This is a genomic window from Cellulomonas sp. Root485 (assembly GCF_001426705.1).
In the GTDB taxonomy this organism is placed as follows: Bacteria; Actinomycetota; Actinomycetes; order Actinomycetales; family Cellulomonadaceae; genus Cellulomonas.
Window position 1 is genome coordinate 672,544 of record NZ_LMFC01000001.1, and the last position, 24,861, is coordinate 697,404.

At 73.6% G+C, this 24,861-nt stretch carries 19 protein-coding genes; 5 read left to right on the forward strand and 14 right to left on the reverse strand.

Going from position 1 to position 24,861, the window contains the following annotated elements; translation table 11 throughout:
- Positions 1-11: 11 nt before the first annotated feature.
- Positions 12-368, forward strand: a complete 357-nt coding sequence (locus ASD16_RS03245) for an META domain-containing protein (protein ID WP_055912741.1) — start codon at positions 12-14, stop codon at positions 366-368.
- 2 nt (positions 369-370) lie between these two features.
- Positions 371-868, forward strand: a complete 498-nt coding sequence (locus tag ASD16_RS03250; RefSeq protein ID WP_055912744.1) for a GNAT family N-acetyltransferase — start codon at positions 371-373, stop codon at positions 866-868.
- Here ASD16_RS03250 and ASD16_RS03255 read toward each other — a convergent pair whose 3' ends face one another.
- The 3 genes from ASD16_RS03255 to ASD16_RS03265 all read right to left on the reverse strand — a co-directional run bounded on the left by ASD16_RS03255 (position 869) and on the right by ASD16_RS03265 (position 3,753).
- The gene (locus ASD16_RS03255; RefSeq protein WP_055912750.1) at positions 869-1,921 is read right to left on the reverse strand and encodes an LLM class flavin-dependent oxidoreductase; all 1,053 of its coding nucleotides are present in this window, start codon (positions 1,919-1,921) and stop codon (positions 869-871) included.
- A gap of 42 nt (positions 1,922-1,963) precedes the next feature.
- Positions 1,964-3,235 carry a Glu/Leu/Phe/Val dehydrogenase gene (locus tag ASD16_RS03260; protein ID WP_055912753.1) on the reverse strand — a complete coding sequence of 424 codons (1,272 nt, stop codon included), beginning with the start codon at positions 3,233-3,235 and terminating at the stop codon, positions 1,964-1,966.
- A 92-nt stretch (positions 3,236-3,327) separates the two neighbouring features.
- A complete protein-coding gene (locus ASD16_RS03265) occupies positions 3,328-3,753 on the reverse strand; it encodes a hypothetical protein (RefSeq protein WP_055912756.1) in 426 nt (141 codons plus the stop codon).
- Positions 3,754-3,972: 219 nt separating this feature from the next.
- Here ASD16_RS03265 and ASD16_RS03270 point away from each other — a divergent pair, with 219 nt between their 5' ends.
- Entirely contained in the window at positions 3,973-7,254 is a 3,282-nt protein-coding gene (locus ASD16_RS03270) for a bifunctional proline dehydrogenase/L-glutamate gamma-semialdehyde dehydrogenase (protein ID WP_055912759.1), read from the forward strand.
- A gap of 64 nt (positions 7,255-7,318) precedes the next feature.
- Here the strand turns inward: ASD16_RS03270 and ASD16_RS03275 are convergent, their stop codons facing one another.
- From ASD16_RS03275 to ASD16_RS03295, 5 genes are all read right to left on the reverse strand, one after another.
- On the reverse strand, positions 7,319-8,359 hold the full coding sequence (locus ASD16_RS03275) for a LacI family DNA-binding transcriptional regulator (protein WP_055912761.1): 1,041 nt from the start codon (positions 8,357-8,359) through the stop codon (positions 7,319-7,321).
- A 161-nt stretch (positions 8,360-8,520) separates the two neighbouring features.
- Entirely contained in the window at positions 8,521-9,435 is a 915-nt protein-coding gene (locus ASD16_RS03280) for a carbohydrate ABC transporter permease (protein ID WP_055912764.1), read from the reverse strand.
- Positions 9,432-10,439, reverse strand: a complete 1,008-nt coding sequence (locus tag ASD16_RS03285) for a carbohydrate ABC transporter permease (RefSeq protein ID WP_055912765.1) — start codon at positions 10,437-10,439, stop codon at positions 9,432-9,434. The genes ASD16_RS03280 and ASD16_RS03285 overlap by 4 nt, the downstream gene beginning before the upstream one ends.
- A gap of 88 nt (positions 10,440-10,527) precedes the next feature.
- A complete protein-coding gene (locus ASD16_RS03290) occupies positions 10,528-11,829 on the reverse strand; it encodes an ABC transporter substrate-binding protein (RefSeq protein ID WP_235523088.1) in 1,302 nt (433 codons plus the stop codon).
- A 287-nt stretch (positions 11,830-12,116) separates the two neighbouring features.
- Positions 12,117-12,647 (reverse strand): DUF2505 domain-containing protein, encoded by a 531-nt coding sequence (locus ASD16_RS03295; protein WP_055912768.1) that lies wholly within the window; start codon positions 12,645-12,647, stop codon positions 12,117-12,119.
- 100 nt (positions 12,648-12,747) lie between these two features.
- Here ASD16_RS03295 and ASD16_RS03300 point away from each other — a divergent pair, with 100 nt between their 5' ends.
- The gene (locus ASD16_RS03300; RefSeq protein WP_055915632.1) at positions 12,748-14,229 is read left to right on the forward strand and encodes a sensor histidine kinase; all 1,482 of its coding nucleotides are present in this window, start codon (positions 12,748-12,750) and stop codon (positions 14,227-14,229) included.
- Positions 14,230-14,386: 157 nt separating this feature from the next.
- Here the strand turns inward: ASD16_RS03300 and ASD16_RS03305 are convergent, their stop codons facing one another.
- On the reverse strand, positions 14,387-14,635 hold the full coding sequence (locus tag ASD16_RS03305; protein ID WP_055912771.1) for a WhiB family transcriptional regulator: 249 nt from the start codon (positions 14,633-14,635) through the stop codon (positions 14,387-14,389).
- A 396-nt stretch (positions 14,636-15,031) separates the two neighbouring features.
- On the opposite strand from ASD16_RS03305, the gene ASD16_RS03310 reads away from it, so the two are divergent.
- Positions 15,032-15,427 (forward strand): hypothetical protein, encoded by a 396-nt coding sequence (locus ASD16_RS03310; RefSeq protein ID WP_055912774.1) that lies wholly within the window; start codon positions 15,032-15,034, stop codon positions 15,425-15,427.
- Here the strand turns inward: ASD16_RS03310 and ASD16_RS03315 are convergent.
- The 5 genes from ASD16_RS03315 to ASD16_RS03335 form a co-directional block, all read right to left on the reverse strand.
- Positions 15,409-19,089, reverse strand: coding sequence for an FtsK/SpoIIIE domain-containing protein (locus ASD16_RS03315; protein WP_055912776.1), 3,681 nt, complete (start codon positions 19,087-19,089; stop codon positions 15,409-15,411). The genes ASD16_RS03310 and ASD16_RS03315 overlap by 19 nt on opposite strands.
- A gap of 110 nt (positions 19,090-19,199) precedes the next feature.
- A complete protein-coding gene (locus ASD16_RS03320) occupies positions 19,200-21,767 on the reverse strand; it encodes an ABC transporter permease (protein WP_235523089.1) in 2,568 nt (855 codons plus the stop codon).
- 23 nt (positions 21,768-21,790) lie between these two features.
- Positions 21,791-22,591 carry an ABC transporter ATP-binding protein gene (locus tag ASD16_RS03325; RefSeq protein WP_082570567.1) on the reverse strand — a complete coding sequence of 267 codons (801 nt, stop codon included), beginning with the start codon at positions 22,589-22,591 and terminating at the stop codon, positions 21,791-21,793.
- 104 nt (positions 22,592-22,695) lie between these two features.
- Positions 22,696-23,412, reverse strand: a complete 717-nt coding sequence (locus tag ASD16_RS03330) for a response regulator transcription factor (RefSeq protein ID WP_055912782.1) — start codon at positions 23,410-23,412, stop codon at positions 22,696-22,698.
- The gene (locus ASD16_RS03335) at positions 23,409-24,743 is read right to left on the reverse strand and encodes a sensor histidine kinase (RefSeq protein ID WP_055912785.1); all 1,335 of its coding nucleotides are present in this window, start codon (positions 24,741-24,743) and stop codon (positions 23,409-23,411) included. Before ASD16_RS03335 ends, ASD16_RS03330 begins: the two co-directional genes overlap by 4 nt.
- Positions 24,744-24,861 lie beyond the last annotated feature (118 nt).

The window sequence follows — 24,861 nt, forward strand, 5'->3', positions numbered from 1 at the left end:
ATGATCGACCGATGGTCGATCTCGCGGGTACCTGGCGGTTCACGGCGCTCGAGGGCGCCGAGCTCGACGGGGCGGAGCGCTCGACCCCGTTCCTGACGTTCGACGGTGACGGACAGGTGTTCGGCCTGGCCGGCGTGAACCGCGTCCGGGGCACCTGGCGGCTGGACGGCCCGACGCTCACGTTCGGCCCGGTCGTGTCCACGCTCATGGCCGGACCGCCGGACGCGATGACGCGAGAGCACCAGGTGCTCCGCCTCCTCGGCGAGCCGGTGCAGGTCTCGGCACCCGACGGCGACACCCTCGAGCTCGACGGCGTCGTGCACGCGAGCCTCGTCCGCGACCCGCACGCCGACGGCGACCCGTCGTAGGGATGCCCGGGGGAGCCTCGGTCGTCGTCCGGGACGCCGGCACGGACGACGTCCCGGCGATCTGCGCGTTCGGGGCCACGCACGTCCCGCCCCACTACGCGCCCCTCATCGGGGTGCAGGCCGCCCACGCGCAGGTGTCCCGGTGGTGGACCGAGGAGCAGATCCGTCCCGCGGTGTCCGCCGGACTGGTCGTCGTCGCCGAAGCCGGGAGCGGCATCGTGGGCGTCGGACAGCGCGGGTGGGACGGCGCCGACCACGTCATCTACAAGCTCTACGTCGACCCGCGTCACCGGGGCGGAGGGCTCGGACCCCGGCTGATCGAGGCTCTCGAGCACCGGCTGCCGCCCGACGCGGTCCGGCTGTGCGTCGAGCACTTCGCGGGCAACGCGCGGGCGGGGGCGTTCTACGAGCGCGAGGGCTTCACCGTGGAACGGACCGTTCCGAGTGCCGACGGCGACGACACGCTCGACGTGGTGTGGCGCGTCCGGCTGCGCACCTAGTCAGGCGGCGACCACGTCCGACGGCCACCGCGCCGCGACCTGCTCGAGGGTGTGCACGCGCGTCGCGACGTCGAACGCCGTGCCGGTGATCATCAGCTCGTCGGCGCCCGTGCGCTCGATCAGGGCGGCGAGCTCCTCGACCGCGCGGTCGGCGGTGGTCGCCACCTGGGTCCCGGGCACGCGCGCGAAGAAGTCGGCCGCCGCCGCGGGATCGAGGGCACCGAGCTCGCCGGCGGCGTCCTCGGGGGACACGATCGGCCCGAGCGGGCGGCCGGTCCGCAGCGACAGCGCCATCACGCGGCTGGGTCCGGCCAGGTAGTGCGCCTCCTCGTCGGAGTCCGCCACGAGGACGGACGCCGACACCATCAGCCGCGGCGCGTCGAGCACGGGCGACGGGCGGAAGGCGCGCCGGTAGGCGTCCGCGGCCTGCAGGGTGTGGCCGGTGTTGAAGTGATGGGCGTAGCTGAACGGCAGCCCCAGGGCGCCGGCGAGCTCGGCGCTGAACGTGCTGGAGCCCAGCAGCCAGACCTGCGGCGACGAGGTCGCGACCGGGGTCGCGGACAGCCGGGAGGCCCGCAGCGACGGCGCGCGGCCGGGCAGGTCCTGGCCCAGCAGCGCGAGGACGTCGATGACCTCCGCGGGGAAGTCGTCGGCCCCCAGACCCTCCACGGTGCGGCGCAGCGCCGCCGCGGTCATGGGGTCCGCCCCGGGGGCCCGGCCGATGCCCAGGTCGATGCGGCCGGGGTGCAGCGCCTCCAGCATCGCGAACTGCTCCGCGACGACCAGCGTGGGGTGGTTCGGCAGCATGACGCCACCGGACCCGAGCCGGATGCGCTCCGTCGACGCCGCGAGGTGCGCCAGGAGGACACCGGGGGACGTCGAGGCGACCGCCGGCATCGCGTGGTGCTCGGCCACCCAGAACCGGGCGTAGCCGGCCGCGTCGGCGACGCGGGCCAGCGCGGTCGTCGCGGCGAGGGCGTCGCCGGAGGTCTGCCCGACGGCGACGGGTGAGGTGTCGAGCACGGACAGGGGCACGGAGTTACGACGGGTCACCCCGTCAGCAACACCCGTGCCCCCGTCCGTACTCCCGGACGGTCAGGGATACAGGCCGCGGATCTGGTGCGCCTCGGCGACGCGTCGCACCCCGATGGTCAGCGCCGCGTCGCGCAGCGAGATCCCCTCGGCGCTCGCCAGGGCGGCCACCGCGCGGTGGGCCGTGACCATGCGGTGCTCGAGACGGTCCTCGATCTCGCGCTCGGTCCACCAGTACGCCTGGTTCGCCTGCACCCACTCGAAGTACGACACGACCACACCGCCGGCGTTCGCCAGGATGTCCGGCACGACGACGACGCCGCGCTCAGCGAGCACGCGGTCGCCCTCGTGCGTCGTCGGACCGTTGGCGGCCTCGACCACCCACCGTGCCTTGACCCGGCCGGCCGCCTCGGCGTCCAGCACGCCCTCGACGGCCGCTGGGATGAGCAGGTCGACGTCGAGCGCGAGGAGCTCGGTGTTGTCGATCGGCTCACCGCCCTCGAAGCCGACGACGGTGCCAGTCACCGCGACGTGCCGCTCGAGCCCGGCGATGTCGAGTCCGTCGCTGTGCATGACGCCGCCCTGCTCGTCGCTCACCGCGACCACCCGGGTGCCGGCGTCGTGCAGGAAGCGGGAGGCGTGCGAGCCGACCTTGCCGAAGCCCTGCACCGCGGCGCTCACCTCACGCAGCTGCACGCCCGCGTCGCCGAGGGCTGCCGCGGCGGCGTGCACGACGCCGCGGGAGGTGGCCGTCGCGCGGCCGAGGGAGCCACCGACCGCCAGGGGCTTGCCGGTCGTGACCGCGGGGATGGTGTAGCCGAGGTTCACGGAGTACGTGTCCATGACCCACGCCATGGTCTGCTCGTTGGTGCCGATGTCCGGCGCCATGATGTCTCGCTCGGGGCCGATGATCGGCATGATCTCGCTGGTGTAGCGGCGGGTGACGCGCTCGAGCTCCGCCTGGCTGTACAGCCGCGGGTCGATGGTGACGCCACCCTTGGCGCCGCCGTACGGCACGTCGACGACCGCACACTTCCAGGTCATCCACATGGCGAGCGCCCGGACTTCGTCGACGTCGACGCCGGCCGAGTAGCGCAGCCCGCCCTTGCCCGGTCCGCGGGAGATGTTGTGCTGCACCCGGTACCCGGTGAAGAGCTCGATCTCGCCGTTGTCCCGACGCAGGGGGACAGCGACGTTCATCTCGCGCCGGGGTGTGGCGAGCATGAGGTGGAGCCCCTCGGTGTAGCCGAGGATCTCGACCGCACCGGCAAGCTGTGCCTTGGCGGTGGCGAGGGGCGTGGTCTGCTGCGGGGTCTCCGCTGTGAGGTCCGTCACGTGCTCACTGTCGCATCACGCGCCCGCGGAGCACGTCAGGACCGACAGGCGAGCCGGGCGTGTCCGACCAGCGAACAGCTCCGGACGGGCCGTCAGCAGATCTGCGCGTCGTCGACCGGCTTCACGACCGACCCGCCGAGGTGCCGGGAGTGCCGTGCGGGGACGAGGACGCAGGTGCCGAACGTCCCGTTGAGGTACACGGCCTTGACGAAGATGTCGGTCTGGCGGCAGTTGTAGACCCGCACCGTGTAGTACGTCGGGTGGTTGACGTAGACCCCGGTCAGCCATCGGCAGAACTCCTCCTCGCCCTCGATCGTGGCGTAGGGCTGCACGACACCGCCGGTACCCCGCTGTGCGTCCAGCAGCGCGGGGTCGAGCCGCTGCTGCGTCCCGAGCAGCACCGGGTCGAGGCCGTCGGCGGCGACGGACGGCGTGGCGGCGACGAGGCCGCCGACGAGGAGGGCCGCAGCGCTCAGGACGGACGCGAGGACGCGGCGGGTGCGGGCAGGTGCGGGCATGGGACTTCCCTCGGGACGACGGCGGCGTCGGCTCAGCTGCGCGACGGAGGACGGATCGGGTTCACCCTGACGACTGCCGTACGAGTGGTCAACCGGCATCCGGGCGACGGACGTCGCACAGAAGGCCCTTGACAGCCAGACTGGGCCCAGGCCGGACCCGGCCGACGAGCACAGTGTGGTGCGGCCGCGACCCGGCCGGCCCGCAGACGAAGGAGCAGCATGTCGACGACTGACGACGTCACCGAGGACGCGACCCGGCTCGCCCGGTCCTGGCTCTCGGCGACGGCGGAGGGCCAGACGGCCAAGGAACGACGCACCACGGGGCGGTTGGCGGCACTCGTCGCGGACCCGGCGGGTCTCGAGCTCGCGGTGCGGTTCGTGGACCGCGTGGCTCGCCCGCAGGACGTCCGCGTCGCCGCCCGGGAGCTCGCCGGGCTCACGTCGGGCGCGGCGGCGGGCTTCCTGGGTCCGCTCGACCGGGCGATGCTCGGGGTCGGAGCGCTCGTCGCGCCCGTGCTCCCCGACGTCGTGGTGCCCGCTGCCCGGCTGCGTCTGCGCAGCCTCGTCGGCCACCTCGTCGCCGACGACGGCCCCGGCCTGGCCGCGCACCTGGCGGCCACGCGCGCGGAGGGCTTCCGGCTGAACCTCAACCTGCTCGGTGAGGCCGTGCTGGGGGAGCGCGAGGCGGCCGCCCGGCTGGCGCGCGTGACGGCCCTCGTCGAGCGGCCCGACGTGGACTACGTGTCCGTCAAGGTCTCCGCGGTGGCCAGCCAGCTGTCCACGTGGGACACCGACGGCAGCGTGGAGCGCGTGGTCGAGCGGCTGCGCCCGCTGTACCTGACCGCAGCGCGGCACGGCACCTTCCTCAACCTCGACATGGAGGAGTACCGCGATCTCGCCCTCACGGTGCGGGTGTTCGAGCGCCTGGTCTCGGACCCCGAGCTCCTGGGCGCCGAGGCGGGCATCGTGCTGCAGGCCTACCTGCCGGACGCGGCCGACGCCCTCGAGGAGCTGACGGCCATCGCCGGGTCCCGCCGCGCTGCCGGGGGCGCCCGGCTGAAGGTCCGCCTGGTCAAGGGCGCCAACCTGGCGATGGAGCAGGTGGAGGCCGAGCTGCACGGGTGGCCGCAGGCTCCCTACGGCTCGAAGGCGGAGGTCGACGCGGCCTACCTGCGGCTGGTCGACCGGGCCCTCGACCCGGCTCGGACGGCCGCGTTGCGGGTGGGCGTCGCCAGCCACAACCTGTTCCACGTCGCCGCGGCCCACCTGCTGGCCCAGCGGCGGGGTGTCAGCGAGGCGCTCGACGTGGAGATGCTCCAGGGCATGGCACCCGCCCAGGCGCGTGCGGTGCGTGACGAGGTTGGCGCGGTGCTCCTGTACACACCGGTCGTCGCGCGCCACGACTTCGACGTCGCGATCTCCTACCTGGTGCGGCGCCTGGAGGAGAACTCCGCGAGCCAGAACTTCCTGCACGCCCTGTTCGCGGAGGGCGCCGCGATGGACGCTCAGGAGGAGGCGTTCCGCATCGCCTTCCGCGAGCGCGACGAGCCGTCGACCGCGGCCCGGCGCACCGCGCGCCCGTACGCCGACGCACCCGGGACCGGCCCGTTCGCCAACACCCCGGACACCGACCCGGCCGTCGCGGTGGCCCGCGTCTGGGCCCAGAGCCTCGTGGACCGGGACGTGCCGGTCCCGCCCGGCGCGGTCACGGTGTCCACCACCGACGAGGTCGACGCCGTCGTCGCGCGGGCCGTTGCCGCACAGCCTGCCTGGGCCGCGACACCGCCCGCAGACCGTGCCCGGGCCCTGCACGCCGTCGCGGCCGCGCTGGAGGACGCGCGGGCCGATCTCGTCGCCACCATGGTCCACGAGACCGGCAAGACCGTCGCCGAGGCCGACCCCGAGGTGAGCGAGGCCGTCGACTTCGCGCGCTACTACGCCGACCGTGCGGCCGAGCTGGCGGACGGAGTCGTCCCCGGCGCCGTGCACCGGCCAGCCGGGCTCACGGTGGTCACACCGCCGTGGAACTTCCCCGTCGCGATCCCGGTCGGCTCGGTCCTCGCCTCGCTCGCCGCGGGCAGCCCGGTGCTGGTCAAGCCCGCACCGCAGGCACCCCGGTGCGGGCAGGTCGCGATGGCGGCGATCCAGCGCGGGCTCGACCAGGCCGGTGCGCCAGGCGGCATCCTCACGGTCGTCCTGAGCCCCGAGGGGGACGTCGGACGCCGGCTCGTCACCCACCCGGAGGTCGCCCGCGTCATCCTCACCGGCTCCATCGAGACCGCGCAGCTGTTCGCCGGCTGGCGGGCCGACCTCGACGTCCTCGCGGAGACCTCCGGCAAGAACGCCCTGGTCATCACGCCGTCCGCGGACGTGGACCTCGCCGTCGCCGACCTGGTGCGGTCCGCGTTCGGGCACGCCGGGCAGAAGTGCTCCGCGGCGTCGCTCGCGATCCTCGTCGGCTCCGCGGGCCGCTCCGACCGGCTGCGCCGCCAGCTCGCCGACGCCGTCGCGTCCCTGCGCGTCGGTCGCGCGACCGACCTGGGCACGGCCGTCGGTCCGCTGGCCGAGCCGGCGTCCGGCAAGCTCCTGCGCGCCCTGACCACGCTCGACCCGGGGGAGTCGTGGCTGGTCGCCCCGCGGCAGCTCGACGACGAGGGCCGGCTGTGGACCCCCGGGGTGAAGTTCGGGGTCGCACCCGGGTCGTGGTTCCACACCACCGAGTGCTTCGGCCCCGTGCTCGGGATCATGCGGGTCGAGACCCTCGACGAGGCGATCGACCTGCAGAACGCCGTCGCGTTCGGGCTCACCGGCGGGCTGCACTCGCTCGACGAGGCCGAGATCGAGCACTGGCTGGACCGCGTCGAGGTCGGCAACGCGTACGTCAACCGGCACATCACCGGGGCGATCGTGCAGCGCCAGCCGTTCGGTGGCTGGAAGGCGTCGACAGTCGGACCCGGTGCCAAGGCCGGCGGCCCGCACTACGTGGCGCAGATCGGCGACTGGCACGACTCGGCCGACGTGCCGCAGGACGACGACGCGTGGCTCGCCTGGGCGCAGGCCGACGACGTCCGCGTGTGGGCCGACGAGCTCTCGCGCGAGCACGACCCGTCAGGGCTGCGCGTCGAGGCCAACGTCCTGCGCTACCGGCCGGTGCCGCAGCTCACCGTCCGGACCGGCTCCGACGCGCCCGCACGGGAGGTCGACCGGGTGTGTCACGCCGCCCGGACCGCCGGGATCCGCGTGACCCTGAGCGACGTGTCGGGCGAGTCCCACGAGGCGTTCGCCGCGCGCGTCCGGTCCGGCGAGGTGACCGGCCGGGTGCGGGTGATCGGGTCCGCCCCCGGACTGCGCGAGGCGGCCACCAGCCGCGTCGGCGCGGTCACCGTCCTCGACGGGCCCGTGCTCGCCAGCGGCGCGCGTGAGCTGCTCACCGTCGTGCGCGAGCAGGCCGTGAGCCGCACGCTGCACCGGTTCGGTCACGTCCCGCCGCCGACGGACTGACGCGCGCCGTGCGGAAGGGCCCGACGGGACGTCCCGTCGGGCCCTTCCGCACGTGCGGTCCGAGCTACGCGGACTCGCGGATCACCAGCTCGGGCGCGAAGATCAGCGGCGGCGACGGCGGTGCCCCGTTCAGCTGGTCCAGCAGGCGAGCGCCCGCGGCACGGGCCATCGCCACGACCGGCTGGATCACGCTGGTCAGCGGGGGAGTGGTCGACGCCGCGACCCCGAGGTTGTCGTAACCGACCACGGCGATGTCCCGCGGGACGTCCTTGCCGTGCTCCGCCAGCACGCTGAGCGCACCGGCCGCCATCAGGTCGGAGGCGATGAAGATGCCGTCGACGTCGGGGAACCGCGCGAGCAGCTCGCGGATCGCGATCGTGCCCGACGCCATGGTGAAGTCCCCGCGCACCACCGCGTCGTCCGACATCCCGGCGGCGTGGATCGCGTTGCGCCAGCCGGAGAGCCGGTCGATGCCGGCGGACATGTCCGCCGGACCGGCGATCGTCGCGATGCGTCGGCAGCCCCGGTCGATGAGGTGCTGGGTCGCCAGCCGGCCACCCTCGACGTTGTCGGTGTCCACGTACTGCACGTCCCGCTCGTCGGCCGACAGCGGCCGCCCGACGAACACGTTCGGCACGTGGGACAGCTGCAACGCCCGGTCGAGCTCGTCGTTCGCGTGGTGCGAGACGACGATCGCGCCGTCGACGTGACCGTTGCGCAGGTAGCGGACGGTGCGCTCGCTCTCGCCGGGTCGGGCGATGACGAGCACCACCTGCATGTCCGAGTCAGCGAGCGAGGAGCTCAGGCCGTTCAGGGTGCCCGCGAAGAACGGGTCGGACAGGACACGCTCGTCGGGCTCGGGCACCACGAGGGCGATCGAGTCCGTGCGCTTGGTGACCAGCGAGCGTGCAGCGCGGTTCGGGGTGTACCCGAGGTCGGTCACCGCGGCCTCGACCGAGGCGAGAGCCTCGGGAGACACGCGCAGACCGCCGTTGATGGCGCGGGAGGCCGTTGAGCGTGAGACACCTGCGCGCTCGGCGACCTGCTCGAGCGTCGGCGCGGCAGGCCGCGCGGGGTCCACGTGGACCGGGATGTTGTCGACCACCGTTGGTCTTCCCTCCTGTGGCTGCCGAAGCAGCGATGACGAGCTGGTGATGGGAAAGGCGGGGTGCTCGGGGAGCACCCCGCCCATCCATCGACCGGGCTGGTGTCACGGTCAGGACGACCATGACCGCCCGGGGCGTGCCACGAACCAGTGTGCGCGGGTCAGCCCTTGACAGCACCCTGCATGATGCCGGCGACGAGCTGACGGCCCGCGATGAAGAACAGGATGATGAGCGGGATCGTGGAGACGGTGACGCCCGCCATGATCAGCGACATGTCCTTGAAGTACGACGCCTGGAGCAGCTGGATGGCCACCGGCAGCGTCGGGTTCTGCGGTCCGAGGACGATGAACGGCCAGAAGAAGTTCGTCCACGAGGCGACGAACGTGAACAGGCCGAGCATGACGGCCGCCGGGCGCGCCGCCGGGAGGGCGATGTGCCAGAACGTCCGGATCATCGACGCTCCGTCGACGCGGGCGGCCTCGACGAGCTCGTACGGCAGAGCCGACTCGAGGTACTGCGTCATCCAGAAGACGCCGAACGCGGTGACCAGACCCGGGACGATGACGGCGACGAGCTTGCCGGTCCACCCGAGCTGGGACATCACGATGAACAGCGGGACGATGCCGAGCTGCGTCGGCACGGCCGTCGTGGCGATGACGAACACGAGCAGGGCGTTGCGGCCCTTGAAGCGCAGCTTGGAGAACGAGAACCCGGCCAGCGTGGAGAAGAGCACCACGGACAGCGCCGTGATCGTCCCGACGATGATCGAGTTGCCCAGCGCCTTCCAGAACTGGATCTCGCCGTTCAGCACCTTGCCGACGTTCGTGAAGAACTCGCCCTGCGGGATGAGCGACGGGATCGGGTTCTGCGCGATGTACGCCGAGTTCGACGACGCGAGCAGGAACGCGTAGTACAGCGGTGCGATCGCCAGGACGATCGCGACCCCGAGCAGCGTGTACGTGACCCAGCCCGGGCGACGGTCGGAACCGGCGGCCGTCGAGCGGCTGCGTCCGGCGGCGCGGGCCGCGCCACGGCCGGCGGTCTGCCGGATGACCGGCAGCGAGGGGGCGCTCATCGGGAAACCTTCTTCCGCTTGGTCGTCGACGAGTCGGACGAGATCTTGCGCGTGATCGAGAAGTTGATCAGGCCGATGATCACGATGATGAGGAACAGGATCCAGGCGACCGCGGACGCACGTCCGAAGCTCTTCTGGTTGCCCCAGCCCAGCTCGTAGATGTACATGGTGGCCGTCATCCACTGGCGGCTCGGGCCGCCCTGACCGGTCTGGTCGAACAGACGCGGCTCGTCGAAGATCTGCAGGCCACCGATCGTGGAGGTGATGACCACGAAGATGATCGTCGGGCGCAGCATCGGCACGGTGACGGAGAAGAACTGCCGCACGCGGGTGGCGCCGTCCAGGACGGCTGCCTCGTACAGGTCCTTCGGGATGGCCTGCATCGCCGCGAGAAGGATCAGCGTGTTGTAGCCGGTCCACCGGAAGTCGACCATCGTCGCGATCGCGATGTGGCTGGGCAGGATCTGCGCGTGCCAGCCGATCGGGTCGATCCCGACGTAGCCGAGCACCGTGTTGATGAGGCCGGACTTGTCGGCGAACAGCTTGCCGAAGATGAGGCTGACCGCGACGGGCGCGACGACGTAGGGCAGCAGCACGCCCATGCGCCAGAAGGTGCGCGCGCGCAGGTTCGCGTCGAGGAGCGCCGCGAGCACGATCGCGATGATCAGCTGGGGGACCGTCGACAGGAAGAAGATGCTGAAGGTGTTGCGCAGGCTCTTCCAGAAGTTGGGCTCCTGGACGACGAACAGGTAGTTCTCGAAGCCGACGAAGGCACCCTTGCCACCGATCAGGTTCCAGTCGTGCACGGACACGTAGGCCGTGTACACGAGGGGGAACAGACCCGTGAGCGCGAAGAGGAGGAAGAACGGCGAGATGTAGAGGTAGGGCGAGACCTTGACGTCCCAGCGACCGAGGGTCTGGCTGAAGCCGACCCGGCGCACGGCACGCTCGGGGTCCCGCTGCCGACCGCTGTCGAGCTGGGGTGGGGTGGTGGAGGTAGCCATCAGGTGTCCTTCGTGGCGGTGGTCAGGAGCCTACGCGGGCAGGGCCGGGCCGATGGATTGACCCATCGGCCCGGCCCCGTGGCGTGCGTCAGCCGAGTGCGTTGACCGCGGAGACGAACGTGTCCCACTGTGCAGCGGCGTCACCACCGTTGACGTCGACCTCGGTCAGAGCCGACTGCATCGCGTCGTTGACGGCGAAGTAGTTCGGGCCCTTGAACGGGGCGACGATGCCGACGGCACGGTTGGCCAGGATCTGGCCGGCCGGGGCGTCGTTGAAGAACGGGTTGACCGACGAGAGCAGCTCGTCCGAGGCGAGCGCCTCGACCTGGCTCGGGAACGTGCCCTTGCTCTTGTAGGCCGCGATCTGCTGCTCCGGCGCAGTCAGCCAGGCGGCCAGCTTCTTGGCCTCCTCAGCGTGCTTGCTCTGCGCGGGGACGGTCAGGAACGAGCCGCCCCAGTTGCCGGCGCCGCCGGGGAAGACGTCCGCGATGTCCCAGCCGGTCACGCCGGCCGAGTTGCCCTCGATGACACCGAGCATCCAGCCCGGGGCCAGCATGGTCGCGAAGCCGTCCGTCTGGAACGAGGCGGTCCAGTCGTCGCTCCACTGGCCGAGGTGCGCCGACAGGTTGTCGGTGACGGAGGCCGTGGTGACGGAGTCGTAGATGTCCTTCACCTCGGGGTTCGTGGCGGCGATGATCGTGCCGTCGTTGTCCTCGTAGGCGTTCTCGACCTGGTTGATCATGCCCTGGTAGATGGCACCAGCAGCGTCGAAGAAGGGCTTGCCCGTGGCCTCGGTGTACTGCTTGCCGAAGGCGAAGTAGTCGTCCCACGTGGCGTCGGCGCCACCGAGAGCAGCAGCGACCTCCTCACGGGTGGACGGCAGGCCGGCGGCGGCGAGCAGGTCACCGCGGAACGCGATGGCCTCCGGGCCGATGTCCGTGCCGTAGCCCAGCAGGACGCCGTCGGGCGTCGTGGCCTGCGCGACCTTCCAGTCGAGCCAGCGGCCGTCGAGGGCCGGGTCCGTCAGGTCGGTGAACTTCTCCGGGTACTGCATGAGCTCGGGGAGCCAGTCGATCTCGATCATCTCGATGTCCGAGGCGCCCGAACCCGACGCGAGGCGCGTGTTCAGGTTGTCGCGGGCCTCGTTCGAGGTCGCGGCCTTCTTGTTCTCGATGGTGATGCCCGGGTTCGCGGCCTCGTACTCCGCGAACATCTCGTCCGTGTAGCCGGGCTCGTTGAACGTGCCGAGCGTCAGGGTGATGTTCTCGGAACCGGCGTCGGAACCCTCGTCGCTGGGCGTCTCCGCGTTGCCGGAGCAGGCGGTGGCGAGGAGGGCGATGCCCGTGACCCCCGCCGCGGCTGCCCACATCTTGCTGGTGGTCTTGCGCACTGTGACTCCCTTGTCAGTCGGACGGCGTCCTCGCCGTACCCCTAGGGCACCCGTCGTCCGCGCGCCGAAGGGGGCGATACGGACATCGGGTTGGGCCGTGTGGACCCGGCGCGGTCACGTTCCCTTCCGCAGTGATGCGGGAGCGTTCCCACGCGCTGCGGAGTACTGTCGTCGGCGCCTCAGCGAGTGTCAAGGACGCCGAGTGGTGTAAATGCCGTGGTAGCGATCCCACACCAACGTTTCTGCAGGTCAGAGCGATATGGACATCGGTCCGTGTTACCGAATCGTTACGGCTGCGGCGCCTGTCCGTGACCATCGGCGTGGTCGTCGATCCATCGGCGTGCCACGACCTGCTCAACCTCCAGCGCGGACCGGATCGCCCCGGCGGTCGCCTGCTCGATCGCGGACGCGAAGAGGGGCACCGTCGCGCGCAGGTCGCCGTCGTAGGTGACCGTCGTGGCACCTGTACCGGTAGGGGTCAGAGCCGTCCGCCCGCTCAGCCGCACCGGGGCACCGGCGATCTCGACGACGACGGTCCCGACGCGTGAGCCGTCGGCAGCAGGTGCCTCCCACGCCTCGACCTGCCGGACGTCGATCTGGCTCCCGACGAGGCTCCGCAGGTGCGCCGGGATCTGGTCGGTGGGCAGCGCGCGGCGCGTCGTCACGGTGAACGCGTCGTCCGGGTCGCCCGTCACGTCCACGTGCTGCTCGAGCGCGCCGCTGGCGCGGACCTTCTGGTGCACGTACTCCGGGTCCGCCAGGAGCTGCGCCGCGGCGCGTGCGTCCGTCGGGAGGTCGAGCGTCACGCTCAGTCGCACGATGGGTCCTTCGGTGATCGAGTTCGGTGGGTCGAGGCTAGCCGCCCACGTCCTGGCCGTCCTGCCCACCGCCCCTCCGGCGCGACCTACCCTGGTGCCCGTGTCCACGCTGAGCACCCTCGCCGCTCGATACGCCGCGCTCGATGCTCACGACCTCGAGTGGCTGCACCTGCTGGTCGGAGACTGGCAGGTCCTGTCCGACCTCGCGTTCGCCGACCTGGTGCTGTGGCTCCCGACGACGGGCGGCGACTTCGTCGCGATCGCCCAGGCGCGCCCGTCGACCGGCGCGACCGTCCACTACGACGACGTGGTCGGGTCGAGCGCGCCCGAGGGTCAGCGTCCGCAGCTGCAGCGCTCCCTGGACGAGCGCGCGGCACAGCGCTCCCGCGAGCCGCGCTGGTTCGGCTCCTACGCCGTGCGCGAGGAGGCCGTCCCGGTGGTCCGGCGCGGCAAGGCGATCGCCGTGCTCGCCCGTCAGACCAACCTCGGGGGCGCTCGGACACCCAGCCGCCTCGAGCTCAACTACGTCGAGGCGGCCGACGACGTCTTCGCGATGGTCGGTCGTGGCGAGTTCCCGGCACCCGACGCCCCGACCGGCCCACGCCGCGGCGCCCCGCGCGTCGGGGACGGGCTCGTGCGCCTCAACTCCGAGGGCGAGGTCCTCTACGCGAGCCCCAACGCCCTGTCGTGCTTCCACCGGCTCGGCGTGGTCGGTGACCTCGTCGGTCGCTCGCTGGTCGAGGTCACCGCCGAGCTGATCGAGCAGCACGACACGGTCGACGAGTCGATGCCGCTCGTCCTCATGGGGCGCGCCCCCTGGCGGGTCGACGTCGAGGCCCGCGGGGTCGCGCTCTCCCTGCGGGCGGTGCCCCTCACCGAGCACGGCCAGCGCGTCGGGGCCGTGCTGCTGTGCCGCGACGTCTCGGAGCTGCGGCGCCGCGAGCGCGAGCTCATCACCAAGGACGCCACGATCCGCGAGATCCACCACCGCGTGAAGAACAACCTCCAGACCGTCGCGGCCCTGCTGCGGCTCCAGTCCCGGCGCGTGGCCTCGCCCGAGGCCAAGGAGGCGCTCGGCGAGGCGATGCGCCGCGTCGCCACGATCGCGCTCGTGCACGAGACGCTGTCCCAGACGCTGGACGAGAGCGTCCCGTTCGACGACCTCGTCGGGCGCAGCCTGCGGCTCGCCGCGGACGTGGCCACGGAAGGTGCGCACGTGCGCACGCTGGTGCGCGGGTCGTTCGGGTCGATCCCTGCGGAGGACGCCACGGCTCTCGCGCTCATCCTGACCGAGCTGGTGACCAACGCGGTCGAGCACGGGTTCGAGGGGCGGGAGTCCGGGACGGTCGAGGTCATCGTCGAACGGTCGGACGACGCGCTGCGGGTCGAGGTGGCCGACGACGGTTCCGGGCTACCCACCGAGCGCGGCGCCGGCACCGGCCTCGGCACCCAGATCGTGTCGACCCTGGTGACCAACGAGATGCGCGGCACCATCGAGTGGGCGAGCCGGGAGGGCGGCGGGACGTCCGTCGTCATCGAGGCCCGGTTGCGTGGACCGAGGGACGCCGCCGCGCTGATCTGACGGCGACCTCGGGCCAGAGCGTCCCGACGAGCGCTGTGGCTTCGGCGCGGCGAGCGCTGCCGGCTGACGGGGAACCGGCCGGTGCCGGACGTGACGCGGCCCCGCCGCGCGGTGCGCAGCGGGGCCGGGTTCGTCGTGGGACGAGGTGGCGGTGAGGTCAGCCGGCGCGACGCTGGCGCGCGGTGCGACGCTTGAGCGCGCGGCGCTCGTCCTCGGAGAGCCCGCCCCAGACGCCCGCGTCCTGACCGGTCTCGATGGCCCACTTCAGGCACGTGTCGACGACGGGGCAGCGGCGGCAGACGGCCTTCGCCTCGTCGATCTGGAGCAGCGCGGGGCCGGTGTTCCCGATGGGGAAGAACAGCTCCGGGTCCTCGTCGAGACACGCTGCGCGGTGGCGCCAATCCATGAGTTCTCTCCTAGGCACACGTCGAGAGGCGCCCGGGGTCAGGGCGCGCGAGTCTGGACGCGAGATCGGGGGTGGGGGACGTACTGCATCAAGGCTCGCACCGGTCCGGGAACTCCACAAGGGTTACGGGGAGGTTTCATATCCGTAACGACTGAGGCGTTCGTCACACCTGTGCACGGGCTGTGCCCGGAGGCGTCCCGCATGTTGCCGCAGGTGAGGGCAATAGTCGGACAAACGTCCAGTACCTGACCGGTCTCCGACGCGGTGATCAGGGTCACGAGGTGGCGTGAGTCACCGTAGATCCGTGGTATCGGGGAGTGAGCGTCGGTGCAGGTCAGGTGCTCGCCGACGCCCGACGGCGACGGACCGCACCCGCGGGTGCCTAGGCTCCTTGCTGTGACCGACCGCCGTCCTCCCGTGCTGCTCGTCGTCTGCCTGCTCGTCACCGTCGAGGCCGCCGCGTTCGTCGGCCTGGGTGTCGCGTGGACCGCCGACGTCGTGCGCGGCGCCGCGACCATGCCGGGCGCGAGCCTGTTCCTCGCTGCCTTCGGCGTCGGTGTGGCGCTGCTGCTCCTGCTCGCCGCCCGAGGGCTGTGGCGCGGCAAGCGGTGGGCCCGATCCCCGGTGATCATGTGGCAGATCCTGCTCGTGGTGCTCTCGATCGGCTGGCTCACCGTGGAGCCGACCGCCTGGGCCGGCGTCGTGCTCGTCGTCGCGGTGCTGATCGGCGTCGGGCTCCTGCTGCCGTCGGCCGTCGCCGCGACCGCCCGCCATCAGGACCCGCCCGCATAGACCTGCACGACGATCGCGGCCCGTCCCGTCAGCAGGACCCCTCGTCCGGCGGGCCGACGGGACGGGTCCACGCACCACGCCGCGCGCGGCCCCACCAGCTCGGCCGACGCGTGGTCGTGCGCGTCCAGCACGAGCACGCGACGGCGCCGGACGAGCGTCGCGACCGTGCCGCGGAACGCCTGGGCCGCTGACGACGACGTGACGCCGGCGACCAGGCTCACCGTCGGTGGGATCAGCTCGTCGAGGCCCGGGTGGGCCCGTTGGAGATCGTCCAGGTCGTCGACGAGCAGCACCGCGCCGTCGGCACCGCACGCCACCCCCACGTCCGCCGGGCCCACGTCCTGCACGCCGGCCAGCGCGGGGACCGGGAGCCCGGCAGGGTCGACCACCCGCAGCACGCGCACCCCGCCCCGCACGAGCGTGCGGGCCACCACGCTCAGCGCCGTGCTGCGGCCCGACCCCGGAGGTCCCGCGACCAGCAGACCCTGGCTCACGTCCACCCGCACGACGCTCGCGTCGTCGCCGCCCAGCCCCAGCGGCACCTCGAGGCGGCCCGGCCCGGCGCCGAGTCCCGGGGGCAGGTCCGCGCGTTCCGGCAGGGGTCGCACGAGCACCACCGCCGGGTCCCGGTGCCGTTCGGCGGGCCCGGCAGCCAACCCCGAGGCGTACTCCTCGGCGGACCTCGCGACCACACCCGCGGCGGGCGGCTCGGGCAGGACCACCTGGCAGAGCTCCGCGCCCGTCGCGTGGAGGTGCACAGCCCTGCCCGGGGTGGTCCGGCGACCGGCGAGGGCCGCGGGGACCCCTGCGAGCGCGTCGAGCGCCGCGTCGGCGAGCGGGAGCACCAGCCGGTGCGCGAACGCACCGGCGTGCTGCATCGCGGCGGCGCCGGCGTCGGCCCCGGCGACGAGCGCGGTGGCGGCGGTGCTGCTGCGCCACAGGGTGGTCAGCCGGTCGACGCCCGCGCCGCGAGCGAGCCGGCCGAGCGAGTCCAGCAGGAGGTCGAGGCGGTCGACGAGGAGCAGCACCTGCGGGCGTCCCGTGGTCGTGAGGAGCTCGAGGAGGCGGGCGACCGCGCGCGCGTCGTCGGTCTCCAGCGTGCTGCCCAGCCGTCTGTGCCGGTCGCCGGCACGCAGCCGGTGCACCGCGGCTGGGGGCAGGCCGACGGCGTGCACGGACCACCCGTGGTCGAGGGCCTCGAGCCCGGCGGCGACCAGCGTGGTCGTCCGGCCCGAGCGCGGGCCGCCCAGCACGAGCAGCGGACCGTCGGCGGGATCCCACCGCACCGCGCCCCGGCGCTGCTCGTCGGGCACGTCCGCGACCGCGAGCGCCAGGCCTGGCCCGTCGTCGACGTCCGCCGCCCGGGCGACGGCCGGCAGTGCGGGGAGCCACGGGCAGCCGCCCCCCGCGGGTCGGCGGGTCGCCGCCTGTGCGGCAGCGCGCAGCCAGGCCGGGCGGAGGTCGTCGTCGTGCGGTCCGGCGGACGGTGCCGGTGACCAGGCGGTGCCCGCGTCGGACCACGCGCGTGCGAGGCGCACGGGCGGCACGGCGGCGGCCGCGACCGCACGAGCGACCTGGACCGGCTCGAGCGGCCGGGTCCCGCGCCGCACCCACGCGCGGCCGGGTGTCGCCGGGTCGAGCCGGGCGGCGTCCGGGGCGTCCAGCACGTCGGTCGAGTCGGCCGGGTCGGTCACCCGCAGCGCGATCCGCAGCGCGACGTTGGCACGCAGGTCGGCGCCGACCGCGCCCGCAGGTCGCTGGGTGGCCAGGACCAGGTGCACGCCGAGCGCCCGTCCCTGGGCGGCGATCCGGGTGAGCGCCGCGGAGGCGTCGGTGACGTCCTCGGTGAGCGCTCGCAGCTCGTCGACGACGACGAGCAGCCGGGGAGGTGTCGTGGGGTCGGCGGGGTCGAGCTCGAGCAGGTCCCGAGCGCCGGCCGCGGCGAGGATCGCCTCGCGCCGCCGCAGCTCCGCGCGCAAGGACGCCAGGACACGCCGGGCGTGCGCGGCGTCGAGGTCGGTGACGTGCTCCAGCACGTGCGGGAGCCCGGCGACCGGGCCGAGGCCGGTGCCGCCCTTGAAGTCGACCAGCAGGATCGCGAGCCGGTCCGGCGGGTGGGTCAGCGCGAGCGCGAGCACGACAGTGGTGAGCAGCTCCGACTTCCCGGCGCCGGTGGTCCCTGCCACCAGTGCGTGCGGTCCGTCGGCGACGAGGTCGACCGAGACGGTCCGGCCGCCAGGCCCGACCCCGAGCGCGACCACCAGTCCGCGACGGGGGGTCGCCCAGGAGCGGCTCACCTGGTCCGGCGCGGGGATGCCGTCGAGGCCGGCCAGCGACGCCCGGACGGGCAGTGCCGTGTCGTGGACGGCGACGGCCAGCGCGCGCGCCGACGCCGCCGCGCGGACCTGCGTCAGGGCGAGCTCGGCGCCGGCGGCCTGCCGGGGGAGCTCGAGAACCTTCCCGTCGGCCCCGTGCAGCCGTACGGACCGCGCACCCACCTCGATCCGCGCCCGGCACCACGCGGGGACCGCCGCGCCGGAGTCCGCCAGGAGCAGCAGGCGCTGGGACGCGGGGGAGGACGACCTCCACCGGGCGAGCGCCGCCGGGTCGGGCGGGTCGTCCGCGACGACGAGGCCGTCGGCCGGACCGAGCGGCAGCGGGGCGTCGGGGGCGGTCGCCCAGACGCACCATGTCCAGTCGTCGGTCCACCGGGTGCGGACCGCGAGGGCGGCGGTCAGGTGGGTGCCGAGCGCGCCCAGGGCGATGGCGCGCGCGACGGGCAGCGCCAGGGCGCGGGGGCCGACGACCGCCAGGGAGCCGCCGGGGTCCCAGGGTTGGTCGAGCACGACGGGCTCGGTCGTGGAGACGCCGGCGCGGGCGGTCGCCGCGACCAGGGCGGCCAGGTCTCGCAGGCACGGGTCCCCGCTGCTGCGGCGGCGAAGGCGCAGCCGCGCGACCGCGTCCGTGGCGAGCGCGACGAGCGGGACGGCGAGACCCACGAGCAGCAGGACCGGCTGACGCAGCGCGACCGCGAGGGCGACCGAGCCGAGGAGCGGAGCCAGCCACGTCGCGGGTCGGGACGCGTAGCCCGGTTCCGGGGCGCGGGCCCCCGCTGCCGAGCCGTCTGCGGGGCCACGCAGCGCGAGGGTCGTGGTGCCGAGGTCGAGGGTGCGGTGGGATCGCCAGCGGCGCCACCGCAGACCCTCACCCACGCGCACGCTCACCTTGTCGCCGCGGCGGCGCCTGATCTGCACGCGCGGGAGGGCGGCGTCGTGGACGGTCAGAGCAGCGGCACCCGCGTCCGGGCCGACGGTCAGCGTCCCGTCCGTGGGCACCGCCGCGAGCCCGCCACTGTCCGGACCTGCGACGACGGCGACGTGCCAGTCGGCTCGGACGGCGAGCTCCGAGCCTGTGCGGCTCCCGGGGCCGACGCGCAGGACGCATCCCTCGACCAGGGGCGGCTGGCCGACGACGTGGTGCTCGTCGAGCACCGCGTCGGCGACGGCGGCGCGGACACCGGCGCTCGCCCACCCCGCGTACCCGCTCACGCGGGCGAGCCCGGGGCGCAGGACGGACAAGGCGGTGCCGACGTCCGCCTCGACGTCGGTCGGGACCAGTCCGTGGCCGCGGGACGGGTCGGGATGGAGCAGGGTGAAGCGCACCGCCCGAGCCTTCCGCGACCGAGACGACGGGCCGGCCCGCCCCCCGGGTTCGGGGGACGGGCCGGTCCGTCCACAGGTCCGCCGGTCGGCTCGGTGGGTGCGGCGGGACGTCAGTCGACGGCGAGCGCCGCCACGGGCGACGTGCGGGCGGCGGCCCGACCCGGCAGCACCGAGGCGAGCAGCCCCGCGGCGAGGGCCACGACGAGCAGCAGCGCCAGGTCGGTCCACGGGATCACGAGGATGACGTCCCCGATCTCCCCGAAGGTGATGACCGCCCCCGCCCAGCCGTAGAGGAGCCCGAGCGCAGCCCCGAGGACCGCCCCGACGCCGGCGATGAGCATCCCCTCGACGGCGAGCATCACGCGCAGCTGTCGACGGGACAGCCCGATCGCCCGCAGGGTCGCGGACTCCCGGCGACGTTCGAGGACCGAGAGCGAGAGCGTGTTGGCCACACCGATCAGCGCGATCACGACGGCCACGCCGAGCAGCCCGACGACGATCGCGAGGAGCGTGTTGATGACGAGCTCGTTGCTGGCCCGCTCCGCACCGGCGCTGCTCACCTCGGCCGGGGTGTCGGGCAGTGCCGCCCGGACGTCCTGGAGCACCAGAGCCGCGTCGGCACCCGGGTCGAGCGCGACCCAGAGCATCGAGACGGGAGCCTGCGGTGCGAGCTGCTCGAGGGTCGTCAGGGTGGTCAGTGCGTAGAGCCCGCCCAGGTCGGTCGCCACGGTCCGGAGCGGGACCTCGGACCCGCCGGGTGCCGGTTCGGTGTCGTCCCAGGGCGTGGCGTACGCCGTGACGGGGGTGGCCACGTCGGTCGCCTGCTCGGCGAGGAGCTTCGGGAGCAGCAGCGTGCCGTCGCTCAGGCCGTCCGCCGTGCGAGGGTCGCGCAGCACGGCCGTCGTGGAGCCGTCGACGGGCGCGACGACCGTGATCCAGTCGTCGCCCAGCAGCACCGGAGCGGTCCGCATCTCGAGCACCGTGCCGACTCCGGTCACCGCGGCGACGGCGTCGGCCACGTCGGACGCCAGGCTCGCACCGTCGCCCTGCACCGTGCCGTCGACCATGAGGTCGACCGGGTAGTGCTCGTCGAGCTCCTGCGCGAGGGACACGCGGGCGCTCGCGGCCCCGGTGCTCATCATGGCGACCAGCGTCGCTCCGATCAGCAGGGCCGCACTCGTCGCTGCCGTCCGGCGCGGGTTGCGCACGGTGTTGGCCGCCGCGAGCCGCGCACTGGTCCCCGTCCCGGCCAGCGCGCGCCCCACGAACGAGACGACCTTCGGCACCCAGAACACCGCACCGACCAGCACGCCGACGAACGACAGCCCGCCCGCGAGCGCCCCGACGCCCAGCAGCAGGGTGGGGTCGGCGCGGCCGGAGCTGGACAGCACCGTCGCGAGCAGCATGACCCCGACACCGCCGAGCGTGAGCAGGAGCGACAGCGCGAACCGGACGCGCCCGCCGCGGGCGCCGACCGCCGGGGCGTCGGCCGGACGCAGTGCCGCGATCGGCGACACCCGCGTGGCCTCGCGGGCCGGCACCAGGGAGGCCAGCACCGTGACCACGGTGCCCACCAGCAGCGGGAGCAGCACGACGGGCAGGGTCACCGCGATGGTGGACGGCAGCGGCACGCCGAGATCGAGGTTGCCCAGCACGAAGAGGGCGCCCTGGCCGAGCACGAGCCCGAGGACCAGCCCCGCGACCGAGGCGACGGCCCCGAGGATCGCCGCCTCCACCAGCACGGAGCGACGCAGCTGCCCCTTGCCCGCGCCGACGCAGCGCAGCAGGGCCAACGTGCGGGTGCGCTGCGCGACGAGCACCTGGAACGTGTTGGCGATGACGAGGGCGGCGACGAGCAGCGCCACGGCGGCGAACCCGAGGACGATCGTGATCAGCACGTTGCCACCGTCGGAGAACGCCTCGATCGACTTCGCTGCTGCCTCGTCCCTGGTGAGGGCCTCGGCATCGGGGACGAGCGGGGCGACGGCGTCCCGCAGCGCCTCTGCGCCGGTGCCGGGCCGAGCCACCACGAGGGTGCTCGAGGCGAGCTCCGTGACCGACTCGGCGTCGCTCCAGCGCAGGAGGTCGTCGGCGTTGACCAGACCGGCGCCGCCGCTCTGCGACCACGCGGACGCGGGGTCGGTGGCGATACCGGTCACCACGACGTCGTCGTCGACCGTTCGCCAGACCTCCTCCGACGGGTCCGTGGACGCCGTGGCGTCGGCGCTGGGGGTCTCGGCGGGCTCGGACGTGGTCCAGCGGACCTGCACGTGGTCACCGACCTGCACCCCGAAGGCCTCCGCGGTGGCGGCGGGCAGGGCGATCTCACCGGTCCGGGTGGGCGCCGCACCGTCCTCGACCACCAGCGAGCTCAGCCGCGGGTCGTCGGACGTCGGCAGCATGATCTGCCAGCGGCTGGTGCCGCCCTTGCGGACCTCGAGGCCGATGGGGGCGAGGACGTCGGCGGACTGGACGTCCGGCAGGGCGCGCACCGCCTCGAGCTGGTTGTCGGTGACGTCGCCGGCGACGACGATGTCGGCGTCGGCGTACGTGGCGGTGACCGCGTCGTACCCCGTGCGGGTCATGACGTTCCCGGCGATCAGGGTGGTGGCGAGGAACGCCGTCCCGATCGCGATGGCGACGGCGGCTGCGGTCAGCCGGCCGAGACTGCGGCGCATCTGCGCGAGGGTGAGACGCAGCATCAGAGGGCCGCCTGGTCGAGCGTGCGCAGGGCCTCCAGGCCGGTCAGCACGGACTCGGGGGTCGGGTCCGCGATGTCGCCGGCGATCCGTCCGTCGGCGAGCAGGACCACGCGGTCCGCGTAGGCGGCGGCCGTCGGGTCGTGCGTGACCATGATGATCGTGCGGCCCAGCTCACGCACCGACCGGCGCAGGAAGCTCAGCACCTCGGCGCCCGACCGGGAGTCGAGGTTGCCGGTGGGCTCGTCGGCGAAGACCACCTCGGGCTTCGCGATGAGCGCGCGGGCGATCGCCACCCGCTGCTGCTGCCCGCCGGACAGCTCGGACGGGCGGTGCGTGAGGCGCTGACCGAGCCCCAGGGTCGAGACGAGGGTGTCGAACCACGCGCGGTCCACTGTCGTGCCGGCCAGCTCGAGCGGCAGCAGGATGTTCTGCTCGGCGGTGAACATCGGCAGCAGGTTGAAGCTCTGGAAGACGAAGCCGACACGGTCGCGGCGCAGGCGGGTCAGTGCTCCGTCGTCGAGCGCGGTGATCTCCGTGGCGCCCAGCCGAGCCCTGCCCGACGTGGCCTGGTCCAGCCCGGCCAGGACGTGCATCAACGTCGACTTGCCGGAACCGGAGGGCCCCATGATCGCCGTGAACGCACCGGCCGCGAAGTCGACGTCGACCCCGTCGAGCGCGCGGACCTCGGCAGCTCCCTGGCCGTAGACCTTGGTGAGCGACCGGGCGCTGACGGCGACCGGTGAGCCACCCGGCACGCGCGGCTGGTCCTCGTCGATCGGGCGGAAGACGGTGGTGTCCACGAGGGGGGCTCCTTCGGTGCGGTGATGACGTCCTCGACGCTACGGACCGGCCCGTGCGCGGCACATCAGGCCGCGGGCTGGTCGTCCGTCATCCCGTGGTCCGACTAGGAGCCGGGCCGCACCAGACCCGTCTCGTACGCGAGCACGACGGCCTGCACCCGGTCGCGGACGCGGAGCTTGGCGAGGATGCGGCCGACGTGCGTCTTGACGGTCGCCTCGGCGACGAACAGGTCGGCACCGATCTCGGTGTTCGACCTGCCGCGCGCCATGAGGACCAGCACCTCGCGCTCGCGGTCGGTGAGGTCGGCGATGGCGAGGCGCGCGGGGTCGGTGGGGCCGCCCGGCTCGTCGGGGGGCAGCGCGGTCACGAGGTGCTCCAGGAGCCGCTTGGTGCTCGACGGCGCGATGACCGCGTCGCCGCGGTGCACGGTGCGGATGGCGGCGAGCATCTCCTCCGGCGGTGCGTCCTTGAGCAGGAACCCGCTGGCACCCGCGCGGATGGCCGACAGCACGTACTCGTCGAGGTCGAACGTGGTCAGGACGATCACGCGGGGGGCCGGAGCGTCCTGCGTCGCGCGCGCGGTGATCTGCGCGGTCGCGGTCAGGCCGTCCATCGTCGGCATGCGGACGTCCATCAGCACGACGTCGACCGGACCGGTGGCGGTCCGCGCCGCGGGATCGAGGGCACGCACGGCCTGCGCCCCGTCGCCCGCCTCGAGCACGACCTCGAGGTCGGCCTGCGAGTCGATGACCATCCGGAACCCCGCGCGGACGAGCTGCTGGTCGTCGACGAGCGCGACGTGGATCGTGTCGTCGCTCATCGGGTGGCCTCGTCCTGGCTGCTCGGCACGGGGGTGGTCCTCTCGTCGGGGGAGGTGCTGGGGGTCGGTGCGTGGGTCGGTGTGTCGGACGGGGTGGGCAGCTGGGCGCGCACCCGGAAGCCGCCTCCGGGGCGGGGGCCGGCACTGACGGTCCCCCCGAACATGGTGGCCCGCTCGCGCATCCCGACCAGCCCCTGCCCGAGTCCGTCCGTGTCGGCCGACGCGCCGCGGCCGTCGTCGCTGACCTCGACCACGATGGCGTCGGGCAGCCACTGGACGAGCACGGTGACCTTGGGGTCCGGGCCGGCGTGCTTGAGCACGTTGGTCAGCGACTCCTGGGCGATCCGGTAGACCGTCAGACCTGCACCGGGCGGAAGGTTGCGTGGCTCGCCCATCCGCACGAGCGAGGCGCGCAGGCCGCTCGCCCGGACCTGCTCGACCAGCGCGCCGATGTCGGACTCGGCCGGCTGCGGGGCGAACCCCTGGCTCGTGCCGTGGCTCAGCCCGCCCGGGCCGGGGAGCACGGGCACCGCGCCGGTGGCGATGGGCGGTTCGGAGCCCTCCCGCAGCACGCCGAGCAGACGCCGCATGTCCGTGAGCGCCGCTCGCCCGGTCTCGGCGATGGTGCCGAGCGCCCGGGTCGCCGCAGCGGGGTCGGCGTCGGCTGCGTACCGGCCGCCGTCGGCCTGCGCGATCATCACGGTGAGCGAGTGGGCGACGATGTCGTGCATCTCCCGGGCGATCCGGGCCCGTTCAGCGGCGGTCGCGATCTGGGACTGCTGGTCCCGCTCGACCTCGAGCCGCTCGGCGCGGTCCACCAGGGCCTCGATCGTCTCCCGCCGCGAGCGCCGGACCAGGCCGAACGCCCAGACGGACAGGGCGAAGAGGCCGGTGAAGATCGCGGTGGACGCGGCGCCGGGCGCGTCGAACCAGCCGTTCATCGAGACGCCGAGCAGGACCGAGCCGACGAGCGCGCCGACGATCGCCACGCGGTGCGCCCACCGGGGTCCGTGCACGGTGACGGAGTACAGGGAGAGCAGGACGGCGAAGTCGGCGGGCACGACCAGCGGGGCGAAGAACGCGAGCTGGAGGAGGGCGAACGAGTAGACCGCGACCGCGGAGGCGGTCGGGCGCACACGGCGCCACGCCAGGGGGGCGACGACCGCGAAGGAGATCAGCGGGGTGGCGAACGACCGCGAGGCGTTGGCCGTCGCGCTCGTGATGTCCGTCGACGTCGCGACCATGAGCAGCAGCAGGAACCCGGTGCCGGTCGCGTCGACCGCGAACCGGTGCGCCTCCTCCCACCGCAGCAGGCGTTCCCATCTCGTCACCCCACGAGGGTAGGCGCGGGGACCCCCGGCGGCGTGCCCCCGCAGGACGACGCAGACCCCTCCCCGGGTCCGCCCGCAGGTGCAGCTGGTTCACGTGAACATGTGCGCGCGCCCCTAT